The following is a 22,224-nucleotide window of genomic DNA, read 5'->3' on the forward strand; positions in this document are numbered from 1 at the left end:
ATGAAGCGCCGCACGATGTTCTGGCGGATGGTCTCCTCGTCAATCCTGAGGAGGCGCTCTCGCGTCCTCATCGCCGTTCTGGCCGTCGCCATCGGTGCCACGACCCTGTCGGGCCTGGCGACCATTGCTCTGGAAGTCCCCGCTCAGCTCGCCCGAGAGGTCCGCTCCTACGGAGCGAACCTCGTGGTCTCCCCGGTTTCGGGGAACGATTCCATGAGCGGTGAGTCCCTCAAGAAGATCCCGGGGTTCGTGCCGAAGGGCGCCCTCGTCGGTTCGGCGGCCTTCGACTACGAGGCGGTCACCGTCAACGATCGGCCCTATGTCGCCGCGGGAGCCGATCTGGAGTCGGTGCGCGCGATGAACCCGTACTGGTACGTCGAGGGGGAGTGGCCGCAAGGACCCGACGAAGTGCTGATCGGCGAGGAGATCGCGGACACGATCGGCGCTTCGGCCGGGAAGAGGATCTCCGTCGTCCGCCTCGAGGAGGCGGACGAGCACGCCCAGTCCGGCGGGGTCGAGGCGAAGACGAGCGTCGACTTCACCGTATCCGGGGTCCTCAAGACCGGGGGTACGCAGGACTCCTACATGTACATGACCTCGCAGGCGATCTCCGCCCTGACCGGCGTCGAGGCGCGCGCGACGGTCGCGGAGTACTCGATCGCTGTCGAGGGCCCGGTCCTGGAGAGCGTCGTCGCGGCCATCAACGACTCCGTGCCCGGAGTGTCGGCGCAGGCCGTCAAGCGCCTCGCGCAATCCGACTCCGGCGTCATCTCGATGCTGCGCTCCCTGCTCGTCATCATCGCCGGCATCGTCCTCGTCCTCACCCTGATCGGGGTGTCCACGACGATGGTCGCCATCGTCGCCGAGAGGCGCAACGAGATCGGCCTGCGCAAGGCCCTGGGCGCGACTTCGCGCTCCATCGCCCTCGAATTCATCGGCGAAGGCGTGCTCCTCGGTCTGATCGGTGGTCTGATCGGCGTCGTCCTCGGGTACGGTCTCGCCTCGGGGATCAGCTACAACGTGTTCCACCGGAGCATCGCCCTTCCTCCGTTGATCGCTCTCATTACGGTCCTCGCATCCGTGGCCGTCGCCGTCCTCGCCTGCCTGCCCCCGGTGCGCCGAGCCGCCGCCGTCGACCCCGCCCTCGTCCTACGCGGAGAATGAAGGAAGAACCATGACCGACACGATGCCGACGCCCCTCCTCGATCTGGAGGGGGTCTCGAAGATCTACGGCGACCTCCACGCGCTCGACGACGTTTCCTTGACCATCGGGCGCGGGGAATGGGTCTCCATCGTCGGGCCCTCCGGATCGGGCAAGACGACCCTGATGAACATCGTCGGGTGCATGGACACCGCGTCCAAGGGGCGGGTCCGTCTCGACGGCCAGGACATCTCGGATCTCACGGGGGACGAGCTCACGGAGATCCGCCGCTCCACGATCGGGCTCGTCTTCCAGCAGTTCCACCTCATCGGGCATCTCACTGCGCTGGAGAACATCATGGTCGCCCAGTACTACCACTCGATGCCCGATGAGAAGGAGGCGATGGAGGCCCTCGACAGGGTGGGCCTCGCCGATCGCGCCACCCATTTGCCCCGTCAGCTCTCCGGCGGCGAGCAGCAGAGGGTGTGTGTGGCGCGCGCGCTCATCAACTACCCGAAGCTCATCCTCGCCGATGAGCCGACCGGCAACCTCGATGAGACGAACGAGAGGATCGTCCTCGACCTGTTCGGGCGACTCCACGAGGAGGGGACGACCCTCATGGTCGTCACGCACGACGCCCTGGTCGCCGGCCGGGGCCAGCGCGAGATCGCCCTCGATCACGGGCGCATCTTCAAGGAGACGTGGCACGATTTCGATGCGCACGACGAGGGGCCCGAGTCGGGAACGGGGAAGAGCAAGGTGGATCTGCGATGAACGCGAAGCGCGGGGCCCTGAGGGCCGGGATCGTGGGACTCGGCGCGATGATGCTCGCCGCATGCGCCTCCTCGCCGGGCGTTGACATGAGCGTGCCGATGAAGGACGGGGAGTGGAAGGGCCGTTCGAACGCGGACGATCAGGGGGCGATCGGGGTCATCACGATCACGGTCGAGGGCGGCGACATCACGAGCACGAGCTACGAGACCCTCCAGGCGAACGGAGCGGACAAGGACGCCGACTACGGGAAGAGCTCCTCCGGGGAGGTCTTCAACGAGGACTACTACGAGAAGGCGCAGAGGGCCGTCGAATCCTTTGCGCGCTACTCGCAGGAGCTCACCGAGAAGGACGATCCCGCGAAGGTCGATGTCGTGTCGGGCGCGACCGTCGCGCACCGCCAGTTCATCCAGGCCGCGATCCGGGCGATCTCCGCGGCCCAGGGGGTCGACGACTCGGCGGCGAACGGCGTGGAGATCCCGGGGCTGGAGGAGTCGACCCACCTCGGGGACACGGATCTCGACAAGGACCTCGGCGGGACGGACCGCTAGCGGTGGGGGAGCGTCCGCTCGTCGAATTCGAGGTCGGCGAGGGCGGGGGCGCGCGTTCCTGGCGAGTGTCCTTTCCCGCGATGGGCACGCGTGTTGACCTCATCGGAGTAGGCGGGGATCTCTCGCGCATCACGCGCAGAGCGTGCCGACTGGTCGCCGAATGCGAAGCGCTGTGGTCCGTCTTCCGCTCGGACTCGGACGTCTCACGGATCAACTCCGGCGAGGGGTGGTGCGAAGTCGATCCGCGTACGGATTCGTTGCTCCTCGATTCCGTTGTGCTGTCGGAGGCGACCAGCGGGGCCTTCACCCCGCTGGCGGGGGCGCCTGTGCGACTGTGGGACGTCAAGGGCGCTCGAAGGTCCTTCCTCGCGAACGGGCGCGTGCCCGCGGCCCCCTCCCAGGAGGAGATCGACGGGGCGGTTCGCTCGTGCGATCCGGCGCTCCTGGAACGCGACGAGGCCGCTCGCTGGCGTCTTGTGCGGGCCGCGAACGAGGGAATTGTACCGTCGAGGGGGCCGGCGCTCGACCTCGGCGCCATCGCGAAGGGGGCGACTGCCGACGCGGTGCGCGACGCGGTCGTGGAGGTGGGGGCTGAAGGGGTTCTCGTCTCTCTCGGCACATCGTCCATCGCCGCTTTCGGGCGTCGTTGGGACGGGAGACCGTGGACGGTCGGCCTGCGGGAGCCGGGCGCGGCGGAGAACGAGTGGGCGGGCAGCGTCGAGCTCGCCTCCTCATCGTCTCTGTCGACGTCGGGTGACTACGCGCCCGTATCGTTCGACGCTGGTCGGTCGCTCCCGGAGGCGCTCGCTCATGAGACTTTCGATCCGAGGACGGGGCGGCCGAGCGAATCGGGCGTTCTTCAGGCGAGTGTGATCTGCGCGTCGGGAGTCATGGCGGAGGTCCTTTCGACGGCCCTTCTTGTCGCCGGTGAGGGCTGCGTCGACGCTGTTCGCTTGGACGCCTGGGGGAGAACGAGGGGGATCTCGACCCGGTGGGAGCACGTCGTCGTGCGCGGGGACGGGATCGCGTTCTCCAATGGGGCGGGGTGGGCGGCGAAAGAGGTGTGACGAGCGGCCGGATTCGTGCGCGGATCCTGCGATTCGTCCGAAGGGCTTTCTCGTTCCCATTAGGGTAGGCTCCCCTGCGTGCTGCTTTCGAAGTGCCCGAGGAACAGTCGGGGAAGACTCACCCGAATCGACGTCGAGCCCGCATTCCGGCTCCGCCTCCAGGAACTTGGCCTGAGGCCGGGCACGGAGTTCTACGTCGCCAACCGCGCCGCCTTCGGAGGGGTCGTCCTCAACATCGCGGGCACGCGCGTCGCCGTCGACGCGAAGTCGGCCAAGCGCATCGACGTGGAGGTGGCCGCATGAGCTGCCCGAAGTGCGCCCCCTCCGTCCCCTCCTCCTCCGGCCCGTTCCGCTCCGGCGCCACCGCCCTCGCCGATCCGCGCCCGATCGAGCACTCCGCCCGCCTCGCCGTCGCCCCGACGATCGTCCTCGTCGGCAACCCCAACGTCGGGAAGTCGACGCTCTTCAACCTTGTCACCGGCGCCCGCCAGGCCGTCGTCAACGCGCCGGGCACCACCGTCGAGGTGATGAGCGGCGCCTGGGCGTCGATCGGCGCGCGCGTCCTCGACCTTCCGGGCACCTACTCGCTCATCGCGAACTCCCTCGACGAGCAGGTCGTCGTCGACACCCTCGCCGGAGCCCCCGGGTCCTTCACGGATCCGACCCGCGGTCGGAGCATCGACCTCGCCCTCGTCGTCCTCGACGCGACGGCGCTCACTCGCTCCCTCTACCTCCTCGGCCAGGTCGCCCGCACGGGCCGTCCGGTCGCCGCGGTCGTGACGCTCTCCGACGTCACCGCCCACGAGGGCGAGGCCCTCGACGTCGCGGCCCTGGCGAAGACGCTCGGCATCCCGGTGATGGCGATCGATCCGCGCTCGCACAAGGGCGTCGAGGGGCTCGACGACATGGTGCGCGCCGCCCTGCGGACCCGCCCGCGCGTCCAGGGGATCGAGCCCGACCCCTCGGCCCCCGGCTACAACCCGACCGCCGCCCTAGGCGCCGCCGAGCGCGCCGCTGACCCGCGGACGAACGCCGACCTGCTCGATCCGGCCGGCGACTGCGGGTGCGGTCGTGGATACGACTGCCAGATGCGCGAGCCCGCACCCGACTCCTCCGCGGCCGCCGTCGCCGCGTCGGTCAAGCGCAGGGACGCCCTCGCCGAGGCCGACGACCTCTTCACCTGGGTCGAGGGCGTCGAGTCCGGCGCCTTCGGCGCCCGCGCCGATCAGGCGAGGATGTCGCGCTCGGACAAGATCGACCGCCTCCTCCTCCATCCGGTCGTCGGGATCCCCGTCTTCTTCGGCCTCATGTGGCTCCTCTTCAAGGTTGCCGGCGAATGGGTCGGTCCGGTCCAGGACTTCTTCGATTCGCTCTTCACCTCGGAGGACGCGGGCGCCGTCTCGCTCGCGAACCTCGTCAACGCGGGCCTGGGCGCCCTCGGGTGGGAGCACACGTGGCTCCACGGGATCCTCGTCGGCGGCATCTGCACGGGGCTCGGCGTCGTCGCCTCGTTCCTCCCGCTGATGTTCGTCATCTTCCTCATGATCTCGATCCTCGAGGACTCCGGCTACATGGCGAGGGCCGCGTTCCTCGGCGACCGCGTCATGCGGGCGATCGGCCTCGACGGGCGCGTCATCATGCCGCTCATCATGGGCTTCGGCTGCAACCTCCCGTCGCTCGCCGCGATCCGGACGCTCCCGAACGCGCGCCAGCGACTCATCACCGCGCTCATCACGCCCTACACCTCGTGCGCCGCGCGCCTCACGATCTACCTCATGATCGCGAGGATCTTCTTCCCCGACAATGCGGGCACGGTGATCTTCGCGATGTACGTGTTCTCCCTCGTCCTCGTCGTCGTCGCGGCCCTCGTCCTCAAGCCCTTCCTCAACAAGGACGCCGCCGACGCTCCGCTCATGCTCGTCCTCCCGGCCTATCAGATGCCGCGGATCCTCGTCACGGTGAAGAACACGTGGATGCGCGCCTGGGCGTTCGTCAAGGGCGCGGGCAAGATCATCGTCCTCATGACGCTCGTCGTCTGGTTCATGTCGGCGATCCCGGTCGCCGGCGGCTACTCCTTCGCCGACGAGAACCTCCCGATGGAGGACTCGCTCTACGGCGCGACCGCCCAGGCGATCGTCCCCGCCTTCGAGCCCGCCGGCTTCGGCGACTGGCACATGACGGGCGCGCTCATGACGGGCTTCGTCGCGAAGGAGACCGTGATCTCCTCGATCGTCACCTCGTACAACCTCGATCCGAAGACCGCGGGCGGCGACGCGGAGGACGGCGGCTCCGACCTCGGCGACCTCCCGGCGCTCATCACCTCGACGTTCGCGAAGACCGCCGGGGACGCCGCGCCGCTCGCCGCCTTCGCGTTCATGGTCTTCGTCCTCGCGTACACGCCGTGCCTCGCGACGGTCGCCGAGCAGGCGCGCCAGATCGGCGGACGGATGACCGCGGCGGCCGTCGGCGTCCAGCTCGTCGCCGCCTGGATCCTGGCGGTCGCGATCTTCCAGATCGGCAGGCTCTTCCTGTGACCTTCCTCCGGCTGCCCGCCCCGTCCTCGTCGATCGACGAGGGCGCGGCCGCGCGTCGGGGCGGGGAGGGCACGAGCCGCGGCGTCCCGGGGGCGCGCCAGCGCCTCTACGTCGCGCTGCGTCGGGGGGCGACGGTGAACGCCGCGGCGACCGAGGCGGGGGTGAATCCGGCGCTCGCGGAGGTCATGGTCGACGAATTCCAGCGGCAGGGCCTCCTCGATCGGGCCGAGACGCTGTGCGCCTCGGGGCTCGGCGCCTGCGGGGGAGGGGACTCGGACGAAGTGCGGATCCACTGCGCCGGCTGCCCGATCATCCCGCTCAAACGGCCCGTGGCCTCGTGAAATCGTCGCTCGCGCGGTGTGAGCGCTCCACCTGCGCGTGCCTTTCCCGCGATCGATAACGATTCGACATCGCCACCCCGGAGGGCTGGACATGGGACTGAAGTCCCGCATATGGTGTGCGGACCGTCTCATCCTGTCCGAAGGAGTACAGCTTTGAGCGTTCCCATCACGCACGAATCCACGTCCGTCCCGCGCGCCTCGAAGGAGAAGGCGCCCGAACCCTCCGCGTGGCGCCGCCAGGCGATCGGTATCGTCGCCGGCCTCGCCCTCGCCATCCTCGCCTTCTTCCTCTTCCCGTCCAGCGGCGTCGACCAGGTGAACGAGGTCGCGAGCGCCGCGGCCGCCGCCAAGGGGGAGGAGTTCGTCCCCTTCACCGATCTCGGCCTGCGCGTCGTCTTCTTCGCCGCCGTCCTCCTCGGGACCTGGTGGATGACCGAGGCGATCCCGCTCGCCGCGACCGCCCTGCTCCCGCTCGTCATCTTCCCCGCGTTCCAGGTCGCCTCCTTCAAGGAGGTCGCCGCGCCCTACGCGTCCGACACGATCTTCCTCTTCATGGGCGGCTTCATGCTCGCCCTCGCCATGCAGAAGTGGAACCTCCACCGGCGCATCGCCCTCGGCGTCGTCCTCCTCGTCGGCGTCCAGCCGCGCCGCCTCATCCTCGGGTTCATGATCGCGACCGGCTTCGTCTCGATGTGGGTGTCGAACACCGCCACCGCCGTCGTCATGCTCCCGATCGGCCTCTCCGTCCTCAACCTCGTCGCCGGACTCGTCGGCGGCATCGACAAGGTGAAGAAGTTCTCCTCCGGGCTCATGCTCTCCATCGCCTACGCGGCCTCGATCGGCTCGGTCGCGACGATCATCGGCACCCCGCCGAACGCGCTCCTCGTCGCGACCCTCTCCGAGAACTACGGGATCAACATCGGCTTCGGCCAGTGGATGCTCGTCGGCGCGCCGCTCGCGGTCGTCTTCATGGGCTTCGCCTGGTGGCTCATCGCCTTCGTCCTCTTCAAGCCGGAGATCGGCGAGATCCCCGGCGGTCGCGAGCTCATCGGCGAGCAGTGGAAGGAGCTCGGTCGCATGTCGCGAGGCGAGATCCTCGTCGCGATCGTCTTCGTCGCCGCCGCCCTCGCGTGGGTGTTCGTCCCGATCGTCCTCGACGTCACCGGCTCCGAGCTCAACATCTCCGACTCGCTCATCGCGATGGTCGCCGCGGCGATCCTGTTCCTCGTGCCCGCGGACCTCACGTCGGGCAGGCGCCTCCTCGACTGGAAGACCGCGAACGAGCTCCCCTGGGACGTCCTCCTCCTCTTCGGCGGCGGCCTTTCCCTCTCGGCGATGTTCTCCAAGCTCGGGCTCTCCCTGTGGATCGGCGAGCAGGCGAAGGGCCTCGGCGCCCTCCCGATCGTCGTCATCGTCGCGGCGGTCTCGACGCTCGTCATCTTCCTCACCGAGCTCACCTCGAACACGGCGACCGCCGCGGCGTTCCTCCCGATCATGGGCGGCGTCGCGACCGGCATCGGCATCACCTCGGACAACCCGATGAACGTCATGCTCCTCGTCGTCCCCGTCGCCCTCGCCGCGACCTTCGCCTTCATGCTCCCCGTCGCGACGCCGCCGAACGCGGTCGCCTACGGCTCGGGGTACATCAGGATCGGCGACATGGCGAAGACGGGCCTGTGGCTCAACCTCGCCGGCATCGTCCTCATCACCGCCGCGGTCCTCCTCATCGGGGTGCCGGTCTTCGGCCTCACGCTCTAAGGCCCGTCCCGCGCTTCGATGCCCCGCCCGTCGGGGGTCCCCCTCCGCCCTCGTCGATCCGTTGACGAGGGCGGAGCCGCGCGCGGGGGAGGGGAGGCCGTGAAGCTCGTCCCGTGAACGGCCCGAATGCCCTCTGATCGGTGCGTACACTGCAACCATCGATCGGCGCGCGGGCGAAGGGGCTCGCGCGCCGCTGACTCGGAGGGACCCTCATGAGCGAAGGATCGACGCGCGCGACAACCGGATCGGGAGGCTGCGGCGAACAGTGGAATTCGGCGGTGGGAGCGCCGGCGGAGACTCGGCCGGGAGGCGACGGCGTCGAGCCCGGCGGACGCGAACCGGTCGGGCGGAACTGGCTTATCCCCTACGGACTCCTCTACACCGGGCAGAACCTCGCGTGGGCCGGGCCCGTCCAGGTCCTCATCGCGCTCCAGGTCCTCGCCTTCCGCCCGGGCGACAAGGAGACCGCCTTCGCGCTCCTCATGACCGTCGGCGGGATCTTCCAGGTCGTCGGGTCCCTGCTCGGCGGGTACCTCTCCGACCGGACGCGCTCGCGCTGGGGCAAGCGCCTCCCATGGATCCTCATCGGCAACGGGGTCGCGGCGGCGTGCCTCGTCGTCCAGGCGTTCGCGCCCTCGTACGCGCTCCTCTTCGCGACCTGGGCGGTCTTCCAGGTCTTCCTCGCGATCGCAGGATCCTCCACTCTCTCCCTGCCGCCCGACGCCGTCCCGCAGCGCCAGTTCGGCCTTGTCTCCGGCGTTCAGGGTGCCACGTACACGCTCGGTGTCGTCGGCGGCACGCTCATCGCGGCGCTCGCGGGCGTGAGACTCGGGTACCTCGTCTCCGCGGGAGCCGTCGTCCTTTTCGTCGGGATCTTCGCCGCGTCGGGCGCGTGGAGGCGCGGGCTCGTCGGCGGCGGATCGAGCACCGACATGCTCCTCGCCGGGGACAACGAGTCCACGGCCGAGGGCTACTCCGACTTCGCGTGGGTGTTCGTCGCGCGCTTCTCCATCAACCTCGGGAACTACGTCGCCCTCTTCTACCTGCTCTACTTCCTCCGCGACCGCATCAAGGTCGCCGACCCGGAGACGGGCGTCCTCATCCTCACCGGCGTCTACGCGCTCTTCGTCATCGTTTCGACGATCGTCGGCGGCACCTGGTCCGACCATGTCGGACGACGCAAGTCCTTCTACCTCGCCGCCGCGATCGGCATCGGCGTCGCGTGCGTCCTCATGGCCATCGCGACGACCTTCCCGATGGCCGTCGTCGGCGCGATCGTTCTCGGACTCGTGTGGGGGCTCTTCACCGCGGTCGACCAGGCGCTCGTCAACTCGGTCCTCCCGGTGGCCGGCAAGCGCGCCCGCGACGTCGGCATCATGACCGTCGCCGTCGCGCTCGCGAACATCGCCTCGCCGCTGTTCGCCGCCTTCGCCCTCGCCCACCTCGGCGGATACCCGGGGCTCTACCTCGCCTCCGGCGCGCTCGTCCTCGTCGGCTCGCTCGCGATCCTGCCCGTGCGCTCGGTGCGATAGGCGGGGTTCGAGCGCTCCCGCTGCTTGTATGAGGGCCCTTCTCCGCTTGCGGTCAGCGGAATCCCCGCGGAGACGCACGCAGTGGGTGCGACCGGGTTCGGCGTCGGCGCGGTATCGTTCGGTCGGCCCGATAGCAGCCCGATGCGCAATACCGGCCCGACGCCCGAAATTAGCCCGACGCCCGAAATCAGCCCGCCGCCCAACACCGGCCCGACGAAGGAGTTCCCATGACCGCCCCGCGTCCCCTCTACTTCGACTGCGACCTCGGCGTCGACGACGCGATGGCGCTCCTCTATCTCCTCGCCTCGCCGGAGGTCGACCTCGTCGGCATCGGGACGATCTGCGGGAACACCGACGCGGCGCAGGTGACGGAGAACGTTTTGCGCTTCCTCGACCTCGCCGGCCGCCCCGATATCCCCGTCGCCGCGGGCGAGGACCGCTATCTCGCCGCTGAGTACGGTCGGCGCCCGACCTGGGTCCACGGCGAGAACGGGATCGGGAACGTCGAATTGCCCGCGACCGCTCTCGCCGCGACGGGCGAGAGCCCGGCCGACATGATCCTCCGCCTCTCCCACGAGTACGAGGGCGACCTCGAGATCCTCGCCGTCGGCCCCTTCACGAACCTCGCGCTCGCGCTCGCGGCCGATCCCTCGCTGCCCTCGCGCGTCAAGGCGGTGACCGTCATGGGCGGCGCCGCCCTCGTCCCCGGCAACGTCACCGCGGTCGCCGAGGCGAACATCATCCACGATCCCGAGGCCGCGGCCCGCGTCCTCGAGGCCACCTGGCCGGTCACCCTCGTCGGTCTCGACGTCACGATGGAGAACCTTCTCGAGGAGGCCGACCTCGCGCGCCTCGCCGCCTCCGACTCCCCGACCGTTCGCGCGGTCGCGCGGATGCACGAGGTCTACTTCGACTACCACGTCGAGGAGTTCGGGCGGCGCTGCTGCGCGCTTCACGATCCGCTCGCCGCAGCGATCGCCGTCGGGATGATTGCTCCCGTCGACTCGCCGTGGGTCGACGTCGTCGTTGACGACACGCGCGGCCCGGGACGCGGTCAGACGATCGCGGACTTGCGGGGCTACCGCCTCGGGGCGCGCGACGTCGAGGACGCGACGAACCGAATGGTGCTGAAGACCGACCGGCCCTTCGCCGAGCACCTGCTCGAGCGCGTGCTTGGGAGGGAGTGAGACCCGCGGCGGGGGGTGCCCGCGCGGGCTTACGTGCTCCGTGGTCCCGAGTTCCGGCGGGCCAGTGCTCCCACTGCTTGCTTCGAGCGCCTCTTCTGAACGGAGCGTGCCGAAAACCCCAGTGAAGCAAGCAGTGGGAGCACGCCTCGCGCAGTGACCTCTCAGGCCCCGCGCGTCAGCAGGGTCGCGAGGTGCATTCCGCCTCGGTCGGCGAGCTGCGCGGCCTGCGTCCGGCAGGAGAACCCGTCGGCGAGGTAGACGGCGTCCGAATGTTCGCGCAGCGCGGGCAGGAGCGCCTGCTCGGCGACCGCGACCGACACCTCGTAGTGGCCCTTCTCCATGCCGAAGTTCCCCGCGAGCCCGCAGCACCCCGACAGTCGCGTCACCTTGGCGCCGAGTCGTTCGAGGAGCGCCTGATCCGCGTCCCAGCCCATCACCGAGTAGTGGTGGCAGTGCGGCTGAGCGACGACCTCGACGCCGGAGAGGTCGGGGAGCGCGAGCTCCTCGTCCGGAACGGTCGCGAGCAGCTCGGCGAGGGTGACGGTGTCGCGCGAGACCGCGGCCGAGCGCGGGTCCTCGGGCAGGAGGTCGAGGAGGTCGTCGCGCAGGACCGCCGTGCACGAGGGCTCGACGCCGACGATCGGGATCCCGTTGACGGCGAAGGGCGCGAGCGCGTCGAGCAGCCCGGTGAGCTTCTTCTTCGCCCCTGAAAGCTGCCCGGTCGTGATCCACGTGAGCCCGCAGCACACGTTGGGCGCGACCATGACGGCGAAGCCGTTCGCCTCGAGGAGTTCGACGACGGCGCGCGCGCCCGTGTCGTCGAGGGTCTGCGAGAACGAGTCCGCCCACACGACGACGTAGCGCCGCCCGCTCGGGTCCGTCGGGGTCGTCGTTCCCTGGGCGATCGACGAGGTCGGGGCCGGTGCGTCGGATCCGGGGGAGGGGACGGGCGCCGTCGCCGCGCGGGCGGAGGGCAGAGCTGCCGCCAGGCCCTTCCTCCGCGCCCACGCGGAGAAGGTCCCCGACTGGAGCGGCGGCATCGGGCGCCGGGCGTCGAGACCGATGATCGAGAAGGCGAGTCGGCGCAGCGCGTCGACGCCGAGGACGGCGTTGCCGAGCTTCGCGAGTCCGGGCACGGACGCCGTGAGTCGCGTCCAGCGCGGCAGCCAGCCGAGCGTGTAGTGGGAGAGGGGGCGCGCCTTTCCGCGGTAGCGGCGGAAGAGGGTCTCCGAGCGGTACTTCGCCATGTCGACGCCGGCCGGGCAGTCGGAGGAGCACGCCTTGCACGCGAGGCACAGGTCGAGCGCCTCGAGGACCTCGGGCGAGTCGATGCGGGCGATGAGCTGCCCGTTCGCCGCGTCCTGCAGGGTGCGGGCGCGTCCGCGGGTGACGTCCTTCTCGTCCTTCGTCGCCTTCCAGCTCGGGCACATGAAGGTCCCCGAGATCCCTGCGCGGCACTTGCCGACGCCCGTGCACCGGTGGATCGCCGTCGCGAAGTCCCCGTGGTCCTCGCGGAAGGAGAAGCCGCCGTCGGCGGGCAGGCGCCGGGAGGCGGGCCTCCGGAGGAAGTGATCGACGAGGTCGACGCCGGGCTGCGGGTCGACGACGTCGACCTCGGACCCGCGGGCGGGCGCGCCCGCCCGCGCGACCGCATCGGCGCGCAGCGCCGCCTCGGCCTCGTCCATCGGGGAGGTGAGGACGCCGGGGTTGAGGAGGTTCGCCGGATCGAAGAGGGCCTTGACGCGCGCGAAGAGGTCGAGCATCGCGGGCGAATACATATAGCGGAGGAGCTCGGTGCGGGCGCGGCCGTCGCCGTGCTCGCCGGAGACCGACCCGCCGTGGGACGCGCAGCAGGCGGCCGCGCGCTCGAGGAAGCGGCGCGAATGGGCGACGCCCTCGTCGGTGTCGAGCGGCATGTCGAGGCGCACGTGGACGCAGCCGTCGCCGAAGTGGCCGTAGAGGAGGCCGTCGATCCCGAACTCGTCCATGAGGGCGGTGAAGTCCCGGAGGTAGGCGCCGAGGTTGGCCGGCGGGACGGCCGCGTCCTCGAAGCCGGGCCAGCCCTGCTCGTTGCCCTTCCCGGTCGCCGGGTCGTAGGGGGTGCGTCCGCCGAGGCCCGCGCCGTCGGCGCGGATCCGCCAGAGGCGCTGCGCGTCGGCGTCCGGCGGGTAGACGGCGACCGCGTCGGTGTGGGCGGACGCGGCGAGCGCTCGGGCCTTCGCGAGGGAGTCCTCGAGGTCGTCGCCCCCGACCTCGACCATCATCCATCCCTCGCCAGCGGGCAGCTCGGGGACGGCTCCGGGGCCGTTGTGACGGCGGACGACCTCGACGAGGCGCGAGTCGAGCCCCTCGACGGCGAGCGGTCGGTGCTCGAGGAGGGTCGGGACGTCGTCGGCGGCGCGAATCATGTCGGGGTAGCCGAGGGCGACGAGGACCGGCGAGGCCGGGATCGGGACGAGTCGAACGGTGACGGAGAGGATCGTGACGAGCGTGCCCTCGGTGCCGACGAGCATGGCTGCGAGGTTGCGGTGCTTCTCGGGGGCGAGGTGCTCGAGCGAGTAGCCGGAGACCTGTCGGCCGAAGGTGCCGAGCTCGGTGCGGATGATCCCGAGGTGCGCGTCGATGAGGGCGGCGAGCCCCGGGACCTCGGGGATGTCGGCGGCGTGCTCGCGCGTCGCGGTGAAGCGGCGGCCCGTCCCGTCGACGCAGTCGAGGGCGACGATGTTGTCGGCGGTGCGCCCCCAGGCGGTCGCGTGCGGACCGCACGCGTTGTTCCCCACCATGCCGGCGATCGTCGCGCGGTTCTGGCTCGAGGGGTCGGGGCCGAAGCGCAGCCCGAAGGGGGCGGCCGCGGCCTGGAGGGTCGCCTCGATGCAGCCGGGCTCGACGACGGCGGTGCGCGCCTCGGGATCGAGGTCGAGGACGCGGTTCATGTGGCGCGTGAATTCGAGGACGAGGCCCGGGCCGATCGCGTTGCCCGAGCAGGAGGTGCCGCCGCCGCGGTTCGTCACGGGGACGTCGTGCTCGCGCGCGAGGCTCAGGATCGCGAGGACGTCGGCGGTCGTCTTCGGGAAGACGATGGCGAGCGGCGGGATCCGGTAGAGGCCCGCATCCGTCGAATAGCGGGCGCGCGTCCCGGTCGTCGCGTCGAGGTCGCCGTCGATCGCTTCGGCGATCGCGTCGAGGAGGGCGCGGTGGCGCGGGTCGGTGAAGGGGTCCGCCGGGGCGCCGGCCTGGAGCGTCGTCGTCCCGTTGACGGGGGACGGATCGACGGGAACGCGGCTGCGCGACGCGGGGGGAACGCGGTCGAATTCAACGCTCATGGCCCGATTCTGGCACGCGAGCCGCGGGCGCGGACGGGACGTTCAGGTCCCGGCTCACATGTGCGCGAAACCCCGCAGCAGCGCCGAAAGGAGCATCGCGCAGGTATCGACCGGAGGGGCCGGCAGACGCGGGACGCGCGGGTCGAGCCTGCGGGCCTCGGCGAGCGCGGGGGCGGGGTGGGCCATGACGTGGATGTGGATGAGGATCGAATGGATCCCGATGATCGCGGCGCCGAGCTCCTCGGCGGACGGATCCCCGAGGAGGCGCGCGAGAGCCGCGCGCAGGTCGGCCGAGGCGTCCTCGATCGCGAGCTTGAACGCGAGGACGTCCTCGACGGGGACGTTGTGCTCGAGGACGGAGGCGACGTCGGCGAGGAGCTCGCTCATGATGGGCCGAGAGAGCGTGGACGTCGCGAGGGCGCGGGCGGCCAGGTCGAGGGCCTCGGGGTCCTTCGCGGGAAGATCCTCGAGGGCGCGGGCGGCATCGCGGTTCCAGTCGGAGAAGTCGTCGAGGAGGATCGCGAGGAGGATCGCCTCTCGCGAGCCGTAGTAGCGGAGGAGCGCGGACTTCGCGAGGCCGGTCTCGGCGGCGATCATCGAGAGGCTGATGTCCTTGGAGCGGTGCGAGGCGAGGAGCGCTCGGGCGGCGGCGAGGATCGACGCGCGGCGCTCCTCGCGCTGGGCGTCGGTGCGCGCGCGCTGGAAGTCGTGGCCCATGGGCGTCCCCTTTCTTCACCGGATCCGTCCCGTTGTGTAGCGGAACGTTGTTCTGTTAGTGTAGCGCCAACTCAAGAGAACGGCGTTCTCTTATGGGCTTCGTCGAGAGCGCCGGAGAACGTCGTGGAAGAAGGGAGACCCCAGTGGTCGCACTCAGCAGGATCCTCGTCATCGGCGCGTCCGGCACGATCGGCCGCGCGGTCCTTCGGGAGGCCGACGCGCTCGGCATCGAGGCGGTCGGCGCCTATCGCACCGCCCGATCCGCCTCCGCCCATAGGGGTTCCGGCCCCGCCCTCGTCCTCGATCCCGCGGACGCCGACGCGCTCGCGGACGCTCTTCGCGACGTCGACGCGGTCGTCCTCACCCACGGCGGCGACCACGACCCCGAGGCCGCCTACGCGACCGTCGCCGCGGTCATCGACGCCGCACTGCCCGGCGCGACCCCGATCGCCCTCATGACCTCGATGGGGACGAGCGACCCGAACGGCGCCTTCGCGTCCGTCCTCGAATGGAAGAAGAAGGGCGAGATCCTCCTGCGCCGCTCGCGTCTGCGCCACGTCATCGTTCGTCCCGGCTGGTTCGGCTACCAGGGCGCCGCCGACGTCCGCGCCGACCTGCGCCAGGGCGACCTCGTCACCGGGCAGCGCGGAGTCGACGTCCGCCACATCGCGCAGGTGCTCCTCCACGGGCTGCTCGACGCCGACGAGTCGCTCACCCTCGAGATCTTCTCGACCCGCGGCGAGCCCATCGAGACCGGCGCGCAGTGGGCCGAGGCGCTCGCCGCCCTCGAACCCGACCGCGACGGCGTCGACGAGGGGCCGCTCGACCGCGCCTGAACTCCGGTCGGCCCCGGCCGGGCGAACGCCCCGCATCCGCCCTCGTGAGAAGGCGCCGACCGCCGAGGTCTGTGGGACAATAGGGGCGTTTGCGGCGCATGAAGGGAAGGATGGCCGGTGGCCCTTTTCGAGTTCGAGGACGGACGGCTGATCCCCGCGCAGTTCGGGCGGCCCGTCTCCGGCGGTCTCACGCCCGAACTCGTCGACGCGATCTGCGGCCAGGTCCTCGAAATCGTCTCCCGCCCGCTCTTCCCCATCACCTGGCGCGACGTCTCGCGCGGGCCGAAGGACGCCGCCGACTCCCCCCGCCTCACGAGCCTCGACGCGACCGGCCAGATCGTCTCCGTCGAGGTCGTCGCCCGTCTCGACTCCGACACGCTGATCTCCTCGCTCTCGCGCCTCGCCGACACGGCCTCCCTCTCGTGGACCGACCTCGCGCGCGAGTACGAGGGCGGGATCGACGCCTTCAAGGCCGGTTGGCTCGTCTTCCGCGACTCGATGCCGCCCTCGCCCGGCGCCGGCCCGCGCCTCGTCATGGTCGTCGGCTCGATCGACCCGCAGGTGCGGCCCGCGCTCGACGTCCTCGCGACCTCCGGCGTCGAGGTCCACGAGGTGAGCATGCGCCGCATGTCGAACGGCCGGACCTTCCTCGAGGTCCTCGCCGTCGGCCCTCGCCTCTACGGCCACGCCCCCCAGGTCCTCCTCGGCCAGTCCGGGCAGGTGCCCGAGCTCTCCGCCCGACCGCGTTCGATCGACGAGGGCGGGGCCGGCGCCCGACCGGCCGGGGATGTCGAGGCCCCCTCTTCCGTTGAGCCCGCTGATGAACCGGCCCGTTCAGGTGGCGACGGTTCGACCGGTGGCGCATCCGCCGATGAGGACGCTCTTGTCGACGCGCCGTCCGCCTCGGCGGCGACCATCGAGCCCGCCGAGTCCGCCGATGGCGCACTCTCGGCTGCTCCGGGAGTCGAACCGCCCGTCGAAGGCCCCGCTGTCGCGGAGACGTCCCCCGAGGAGCCGTCCGCCGCGCAACCCGACGCGCAGGAGGACGAACGGCCTTCGCTCGCGTCCGATCGGCCCTGGGAGTCCGAGGAGGTCGCCGCCGCGCGCGCCGCGGGCGTTCCCGTCCTCGGCCGCGACGAGCAGTCGCTCGTCACGCTTGCGATGATCATCGGCGACGAGGTCCCCCTCGTCTCCCACCCCGATTGCGACGCGCCCCTCGGCCTCGTCCTCGGGAAGGACGGCGCGATCCGCGCCGACTCCGGAACCTGGACCACGCCGACCGCGCTCGAGGAAGTCGCGCCCGCGCTCGCCGACGCGTGGGAGCATCTGCGGATCGCGGACCTCGCCGGGCCGAGCCTCGCCGAATCGATCGACGAGGTCAACCGCGAGATGATCCGCGAGTACTCGGCCGCTCCGCAGCGCCGCTCCGCCGGCCGCCACGGCCGCGCCTGACGGCGTCTAACGGACGAAGGCCGCGATCCACCGGCGCATCGTGTCGCGCACGTCCGCCCGCACGTCCGGATCCGAGAGGAACAGGTCGTGCTTGCCCGGGAAACGGGCGATCGTCACAAGGTCGGACAGAGTCTGCGATCGCTCGGCGATCACCTCGACGTCGAGGACGACGTCCGAGGTGAAGACCCGTTCCGACCACTCCGACTCGAAGTAGGACGAGGTCGACATCATCGAGAGCACCGGGCAGGAGAGGCGCACGTCCTTCTCGATGACCTCGTGGCCCGCCAACACCGCGTCGAGCCAGGCCGCCGGCACCGGGTAGGACTCGGGGCGCTTCCATTCGAGGGCGTAATCCCATCCCCTGATCGCAGGGTCCGCCGCCGCGGCCTCGTCCTCGAGGCGGGAGGGGAGCGGAAGGCCGGAGCCCGCGCGGCCGCCGACGAGCGAGCGGCCGTAGAAGTCCGGGCCGGTGCCCGTCGGGATCTCCCAGCGGGGGTTGCGCGAGGCGATGCGCGAGAGGACGGGGGCGACCGCGGAACGCAGATTCGCGAGCGTCTGCATCTCGAGCCACGCGGAGTTGAGGATGAGTGCGGCCGCGGCGCCCGGATGGCGGTGTGCCCAGAGCGCCGCGATGAGTCCGCCCGTCGAATGGCCGAGGAGGACGAGCGGAAGTGAGCCGTGCTCGGCGCGGATGAGGTCAAGGGCCTCGCCGATCTCCTCGTCGTAGACCGAGAGGTCGTCCGTGTAGCCGATCGACTGCCAGGGACGCAGGGAGCGGCCGAATTTGCGCAGGTCGAGTGCGTAGAACGCGGCGCCCGATTCGGCCATCGTCCGGGCGAGCTCGGTCTGGAAGAAGTAGTCGTTGCGACCGTGCAGGTAGAGGGCGACCGAGCGGGGGAACGCCTTCGCCTCGGGCGAGGCGTCCGGGTCGCGGTGGGGGAGATGGCGGACGAGGACGGCGACGGCCTCGCCCTCGTCGTCGGGCAGGAGCGGGATCGTGCGGGACTCGTAGCCGGGGCCGAGGAGGTCCTCGCGCCACGCGTCGGCGGGAGGCGGGCCGGCCTGCCCCCAGGGGGCCATGACGTCGTAGTCGGGGCGCGCCTCGGTCTGCGCGGCGTCCCCGGGGCCGGAGGGGGTCGCGGGGCGGGCGCTCGCGGACGTGGCGGAGTCCCCGACGGACTCGCCGATGGACGACGGCGGGGGCACGAGCTCGGAGTTCTCCTCGTTCATGCCCCCACCCTAGTGAGCGTGCTGCTCCTCGGCGCCCGGACCGGTGCTGCTCCGCGAAGTCGTGCGCTCCGCCGGCCCGTGCCGCTGGGACGCCCGTCGTCCGATCAGCCGACCATGCGGATCGGGCCGCGTCCCTCGAGGACCCACGCGAGCGGGAGAGCGAGAAGGGCGACGATCAGAGCGCCGAGCGCGAAGGGCGTCACCCAGGCGCCCGCCGGAACCACGACCGAGAGGCGCCCGGCGAGGGCCGCGCCGCCGATGATGAGCGCGACGACGACGGCGATCGAGGAGAGCCCGGGAATGGTCGATCCGACGCGGAATGCGTGCCCGATGACTCGTCCGATCCCGGCGACCCCTACGAGGAAGAGCGCGAAGTAGACGGCGCCGAGAGCGTAGGCCGCCGGGCCGGAGCCGACGAGGGGGCGAACGATCGCGAGCAGCGGATCATCGGTCGTCGCCATAACCATCGAGTAGGCGAGCCAGATGAGCGCCGCCGCTCCGATGCGGGCGAGGTCGCCGATCCAGCCGGCCGCGCGTTGGAGGCGGAGCCCCGCCCCCGCGAGGGCGGGCGGCATCGTGTAATTCGTCCCGGCGAGGATGCTCGAAATGAGGATGAGGAGGAACCATGTGAGCTCCCAGTTCGCGGGGACGCTCTGCGCGACGTCGCGCCACGACACCGGTTCGGAGAGGAACAGGACGATGATCGAGGACAGGACGACGTTCGCGAGCGGCACGCCGAAGGCGACGAACCAGAAGTAGCGCGAGTCCGCGAGCTCCGCGCGGACGAGGGCGGACGTGCTCGGGCGAAGGGCGGAGGACGTGGGGCGCGTCGATGCGGTGGTCATGTCAGTGCTCCTTGGCGATGAGGGACGCGAAGGCGTCCTGGAAGGTCAGTCCGGCGATCTCGACGCCGGCCCGGTCGAGGGCGTCGAGGGAGGCGGGGGAGGGGGTGGCGACGCGGATCTCGGCGAGGCGCCCGAGGGGGCGCTCCGAGAGGATCCGGGCCGCGGGATCGGCGTCGAGGATCCGTCGGATCGACGCTGGATCGCCGACGAGGGCGCGAACGGAGCACCGCATCTCGTCGACGGACGACTCGGTGAGAAGACGCCCGGAGTCGAGGACGGCGACGCGCTCGATGAGCGTCTCGAGTTCGGAGACGAGGTGGCTGGAGACGAGGATCGTCCGGGCGCCCTCGGATTCGGTGCTCACACGGATGATCTCCTCGGCGAGGGCGAGGCGCGTGGGGACGTCGAGGTTGCCGAAGGGCTCGTCGAGGAGGGTGAGCGGCGCGCCCGAGGCGAGCGCGAGGCCGGTCGCGAAGAGGGACCGCTCTCCCTGGGAGCGGCGCCCGAGCGATCCCTTGAGGGGGAAGGAGAAGCGCTCGGCGAGCCGTGCGAAGGTCGTCTCCTGCCAGGTGGGCCGGAGCCTCGAGTAGAGGAGCGCGCTGCGAACCGAGACGCCCTGGAGGTCCTTCTCGTCGCCCGAGTAGGCGGCGTGGGCGGCGAGCTCCTCCGCGTCGAGCGCCGTCCCGCCGATCTCGACGGTTCCCGAGGTCGGGGCCAGGCGTCCGGAGAGGGTCTTGAAGAGGGTCGTCTTGCCCGAGCCGTTCGGTCCGATGACGCCGGTGATGGAGCCCGGAACGATGTCGAGGGAGACTCCGTCGAGCGCCTTCGCCTTCGTGCGGGGGTAGACGTGGGTGAGCGAGTCGATGCGGATCATCGCTGGTCCTTCCGATTCTCGTGGCCCTCGGCGGCGAGGGCGCGGATGCGGTCGATGAGGGCCTCGGGGGCGAGGCCGAGGGCGAGGGCGTCGCGGACGGCGGGATCGAAGGACGCGTCGAGGAATCCTTCGGAGGATGCTGCGATCAGTCGGGCTCGGGCGCCTTCGGCGACGAACATCCCGACGCCGCGGCGCTTGACGATGAGCCCGTCGTCGACGAGCTGGGCGAAGGCCTTGGCGGCGGTTGCGGGGTTGATCCGGTACGTCGTCGCGTACTGGGTCGTCGACATCACCTGATCGCCCTCGTCGAGGGCGCGGATGAGGATCTGGTGGCGGATGTCGTCGGCGATCTGGATGTAGATCGGGGTGACGGAGTCGAACTCCACGGGAACCTCCTCTCTGGTTCATTACATGACTAGTAAACCATCGAACCGTAGAGCCGTCAACCCCCCGCCCCTCGCCGAGAGCATTACCGGCCCACCGCCGATGGCATTACCCGCCCTCCATCGAGAGCATTACCTTGCGTCGTCGAGGGGATGCGCGCAGACGACTGACCCGCAGAAACGCACACAGTTTCTCCTTCGGCTCCGATCGCGCTGGGCTCTGATCTGCACTTTCTTCCGAGGGCCTTGAGGGTGACCCTCGACGTGGGACGAAACTGTGTGCGGATTTGCAGTGGGGGGTGCGGCCCCGCGCTCGTCGATGTCGAACGCTCCTCGGCGGTGAGGAGGGCCCGCCCGCCTTCAGCGCGCGGGCGCCTCTGCGATCGGCCGCACTCGGCGCGCGGGCCGCCCTCAGCACCCGGGCGGCCGTCCTCCTCCTCGGCCGCCCGCCCTCAGCGCGCGAAGACCGAGGCGCGCGAGGGGATGCGCTGGTTGAGGAACTCGTCGAGGAGGGCGGTGAGCTGGTCGCCCTCGATGAGGAAGCCGTCGTGCCCGTGGTCGGAGTGGATCTCGCGGTAGTAGGCGCCGCGGATGCCGTCGGCCATCTGCCAGACCTGCTCGGGGTAGAAGAGACGGTCGGAGTCGACGGCGACGACGAGGGTCTGGGCCCTCACTCTCTTGAGGGCCTCCTTCTGGCCGCCGCGGTCGCGCCCGACGTCGTGGGAGAGCATCGAGCGCGTGAGGGCGACGTAGGAGCCGGCGTCGAATCGGCGGACGATCTTCTCCCCGTGGTAGTCGAGGTAGGACTCGACGGCGAGCCGCCCCCCGTGGAGCGGGTCCTCCTCGCGCTGGGGGAGGCGCCCGAAGCGTGTATCGAGCTCGGAGGGGGAGCGGTAGGTCGTGTGCGCGATCTGGCGGGCGAGGGCGAGGCCGCGGACCGGACCCTCGTCGAAGGCGTGATAGTCGCCGCCGCGCCATGCGGGGTCGAGCTCGATCGCGCGGATCTGCGTGTGCGCCCAGGCGGCCTGCTCGGCGGTGGTCTGCGCGCCGGAGGCGACGACGATGAGGCGGGCGACCCGGTCGGGGTAGGTCGCGGCCCATTCGATGGCGCGGTGCCCGCCGAGGGAGGCGCCGATGACGAGGTTCCACACGTCGATCCCGAGGAGGTCGGCGAGTCGCGCCTCCGCGAGGACCTGGTCGCGGGTGGAGACGACGGGGAAGCGCGAGCCCCAGGGGCGCCCGTCCGGCGCGGGCGAGCAGGGGCCGGTCGAGCCCTGGCATCCGCCGAGGACGTTCGCGGCGACGACGTAGTACCGGTCGGTGTCGATGATCCGGCCGGGTCCGACGATCTGCGGCCACCAACCGGGCGTCGGCTGACCGGGGCCGGGCTCGCCGACGACGTGGGCATCGCCGGTGAGCGCGTGAAGGATGAGGACGGCGTTCGACTTGGCGTCGTCGAGTTCGCCCCAGGTCTCGTAGGCGAGGCGCACCGAGGGGAGGATCTCCCCGTTCTCGAGCCGCAGCGCCCCGAGATCGGCGAAGCGGCGGTCGGCGACGGGGTCGCCCTCGTGCCATCCGCCGGAGACGGGGGCGGGGAAGGTGGTGTCGATGCGTGCCATGGTCCTCGCCTTCCGGGGGTGAGCGGTCGGAGTGGGGCGGTCGTCGATTGCGTACGAGGTCGG

19 protein-coding genes are annotated in these 22,224 nt (G+C 70.8%); 12 read left to right on the forward strand and 7 right to left on the reverse strand.

Annotation, left to right across the window (positions count from 1 at the left end; genetic code table 11):
* The 10 genes from DY157_RS10510 to DY157_RS10555 all read left to right on the forward strand — a co-directional run bounded on the left by DY157_RS10510 (position 1) and on the right by DY157_RS10555 (position 10,882).
* A complete protein-coding gene (locus DY157_RS10510) occupies positions 1-1,164 on the forward strand; it encodes an ABC transporter permease (RefSeq protein WP_115728595.1) in 1,164 nt (387 codons plus the stop codon).
* A 10-nt stretch (positions 1,165-1,174) separates the two neighbouring features.
* Entirely contained in the window at positions 1,175-1,915 is a 741-nt protein-coding gene (locus DY157_RS10515; RefSeq protein WP_115728596.1) for an ABC transporter ATP-binding protein, read from the forward strand.
* A complete protein-coding gene (locus tag DY157_RS10520; RefSeq protein WP_115728597.1) occupies positions 1,912-2,463 on the forward strand; it encodes an FMN-binding protein in 552 nt (183 codons plus the stop codon). Before DY157_RS10515 ends, DY157_RS10520 begins: the two co-directional genes overlap by 4 nt.
* Positions 2,464-2,543: 80 nt before the next feature.
* The gene (locus DY157_RS10525) at positions 2,544-3,530 is read left to right on the forward strand and encodes an FAD:protein FMN transferase (RefSeq protein WP_160159533.1); all 987 of its coding nucleotides are present in this window, start codon (positions 2,544-2,546) and stop codon (positions 3,528-3,530) included.
* A gap of 78 nt (positions 3,531-3,608) precedes the next feature.
* Positions 3,609-3,833 (forward strand): FeoA family protein, encoded by a 225-nt coding sequence (locus DY157_RS10530; protein WP_115728599.1) that lies wholly within the window; start codon positions 3,609-3,611, stop codon positions 3,831-3,833.
* A complete protein-coding gene (gene feoB, locus DY157_RS10535) occupies positions 3,830-6,064 on the forward strand; it encodes a ferrous iron transport protein B (RefSeq protein WP_115728600.1) in 2,235 nt (744 codons plus the stop codon). Before DY157_RS10530 ends, feoB begins: the two co-directional genes overlap by 4 nt.
* Positions 6,061-6,405 (forward strand): hypothetical protein, encoded by a 345-nt coding sequence (locus DY157_RS10540; protein WP_235827194.1) that lies wholly within the window; start codon positions 6,061-6,063, stop codon positions 6,403-6,405. Before feoB ends, DY157_RS10540 begins: the two co-directional genes overlap by 4 nt.
* Before the next feature lie 153 nt (positions 6,406-6,558).
* The gene (locus DY157_RS10545) at positions 6,559-8,163 is read left to right on the forward strand and encodes an SLC13 family permease (RefSeq protein ID WP_115728601.1); all 1,605 of its coding nucleotides are present in this window, start codon (positions 6,559-6,561) and stop codon (positions 8,161-8,163) included.
* 278 nt (positions 8,164-8,441) lie between these two features.
* Positions 8,442-9,695: an MFS transporter gene (locus DY157_RS10550; RefSeq protein ID WP_160159534.1), complete on the forward strand. Its 1,254-nt coding sequence runs from the start codon at positions 8,442-8,444 to the stop codon at positions 9,693-9,695.
* A gap of 227 nt (positions 9,696-9,922) precedes the next feature.
* Positions 9,923-10,882, forward strand: a complete 960-nt coding sequence (locus DY157_RS10555) for a nucleoside hydrolase (RefSeq protein WP_115728603.1) — start codon at positions 9,923-9,925, stop codon at positions 10,880-10,882.
* 161 nt (positions 10,883-11,043) lie between these two features.
* Here DY157_RS10555 and DY157_RS10560 read toward each other — a convergent pair whose 3' ends face one another.
* Positions 11,044-14,205: an FAD-binding and (Fe-S)-binding domain-containing protein gene (locus DY157_RS10560; protein ID WP_115728604.1), complete on the reverse strand. Its 3,162-nt coding sequence runs from the start codon at positions 14,203-14,205 to the stop codon at positions 11,044-11,046.
* 54 nt (positions 14,206-14,259) lie between these two features.
* Positions 14,260-14,922, reverse strand: a complete 663-nt coding sequence (locus DY157_RS10565; protein ID WP_115728605.1) for a TetR family transcriptional regulator — start codon at positions 14,920-14,922, stop codon at positions 14,260-14,262.
* Positions 14,923-15,065: 143 nt separating this feature from the next.
* Between DY157_RS10565 and DY157_RS10570 the strand changes: the two genes are divergently transcribed.
* Complete coding sequence (locus tag DY157_RS10570; protein WP_160159535.1) at positions 15,066-15,758, forward strand: SDR family oxidoreductase; 693 nt, start codon at positions 15,066-15,068, stop codon at positions 15,756-15,758.
* A gap of 117 nt (positions 15,759-15,875) precedes the next feature.
* Entirely contained in the window at positions 15,876-17,210 is a 1,335-nt protein-coding gene (locus tag DY157_RS10575; RefSeq protein ID WP_115728607.1) for a hypothetical protein, read from the forward strand.
* Positions 17,211-17,216: 6 nt separating this feature from the next.
* Here DY157_RS10575 and DY157_RS10580 read toward each other — a convergent pair whose 3' ends face one another.
* The 5 genes from DY157_RS10580 to metX form a co-directional block, all read right to left on the reverse strand.
* Positions 17,217-18,290, reverse strand: a complete 1,074-nt coding sequence (locus tag DY157_RS10580; RefSeq protein WP_235827209.1) for an alpha/beta fold hydrolase — start codon at positions 18,288-18,290, stop codon at positions 17,217-17,219.
* Positions 18,291-18,544: 254 nt separating this feature from the next.
* Complete coding sequence (locus DY157_RS10585; RefSeq protein ID WP_115728609.1) at positions 18,545-19,285, reverse strand: hypothetical protein; 741 nt, start codon at positions 19,283-19,285, stop codon at positions 18,545-18,547.
* A gap of 1 nt (position 19,286) precedes the next feature.
* Positions 19,287-20,159: an ATP-binding cassette domain-containing protein gene (locus DY157_RS10590; RefSeq protein ID WP_115728610.1), complete on the reverse strand. Its 873-nt coding sequence runs from the start codon at positions 20,157-20,159 to the stop codon at positions 19,287-19,289.
* Positions 20,156-20,545 (reverse strand): GntR family transcriptional regulator, encoded by a 390-nt coding sequence (locus tag DY157_RS10595; RefSeq protein ID WP_115728611.1) that lies wholly within the window; start codon positions 20,543-20,545, stop codon positions 20,156-20,158. Before DY157_RS10595 ends, DY157_RS10590 begins: the two co-directional genes overlap by 4 nt.
* Positions 20,546-20,994: 449 nt before the next feature.
* On the reverse strand, positions 20,995-22,161 hold the full coding sequence (gene metX, locus DY157_RS10600; RefSeq protein ID WP_115728612.1) for a homoserine O-acetyltransferase MetX: 1,167 nt from the start codon (positions 22,159-22,161) through the stop codon (positions 20,995-20,997).
* Positions 22,162-22,224: the final 63 nt, after the last annotated feature.

Source organism: Actinomyces culturomici, from assembly GCF_900499005.1.
Classification (GTDB): domain Bacteria; phylum Actinomycetota; class Actinomycetes; order Actinomycetales; family Actinomycetaceae; genus Pauljensenia; species Pauljensenia culturomici.

Bases quoted from the DNA above. Each gene is read 5' to 3' on its own strand.
- DY157_RS10560 (WP_115728604.1), bottom strand. From the start codon at position 14,205: ATGAGCGTTGAATTCGACCGCGTTCCCCCCGCGTCGCGCAGCCGCGTT.
- DY157_RS10510 (WP_115728595.1), top strand. From the start codon at position 1: ATGAAGCGCCGCACGATGTTCTGGCGGATGGTCTCCTCGTCAATCCTG.
- DY157_RS10565 (WP_115728605.1), bottom strand. From the start codon at position 14,922: ATGGGCCACGACTTCCAGCGCGCGCGCACCGACGCCCAGCGCGAGGAG.
- DY157_RS10520 (WP_115728597.1), top strand. From the start codon at position 1,912: ATGAACGCGAAGCGCGGGGCCCTGAGGGCCGGGATCGTGGGACTCGGC.
- DY157_RS10555 (WP_115728603.1), top strand. From the start codon at position 9,923: ATGACCGCCCCGCGTCCCCTCTACTTCGACTGCGACCTCGGCGTCGAC.
- DY157_RS10590 (WP_115728610.1), bottom strand. From the start codon at position 20,159: ATGATCCGCATCGACTCGCTCACCCACGTCTACCCCCGCACGAAGGCG.
- metX (WP_115728612.1), bottom strand. From the start codon at position 22,161: ATGGCACGCATCGACACCACCTTCCCCGCCCCCGTCTCCGGCGGATGG.
- DY157_RS10515 (WP_115728596.1), top strand. From the start codon at position 1,175: ATGACCGACACGATGCCGACGCCCCTCCTCGATCTGGAGGGGGTCTCG.
- DY157_RS10580 (WP_235827209.1), bottom strand. From the start codon at position 18,290: ATGGCCCCCTGGGGGCAGGCCGGCCCGCCTCCCGCCGACGCGTGGCGC.
- DY157_RS10585 (WP_115728609.1), bottom strand. From the start codon at position 19,285: ATGACCACCGCATCGACGCGCCCCACGTCCTCCGCCCTTCGCCCGAGC.
- DY157_RS10525 (WP_160159533.1), top strand. From the start codon at position 2,544: ATGGGCACGCGTGTTGACCTCATCGGAGTAGGCGGGGATCTCTCGCGC.
- feoB (WP_115728600.1), top strand. From the start codon at position 3,830: ATGAGCTGCCCGAAGTGCGCCCCCTCCGTCCCCTCCTCCTCCGGCCCG.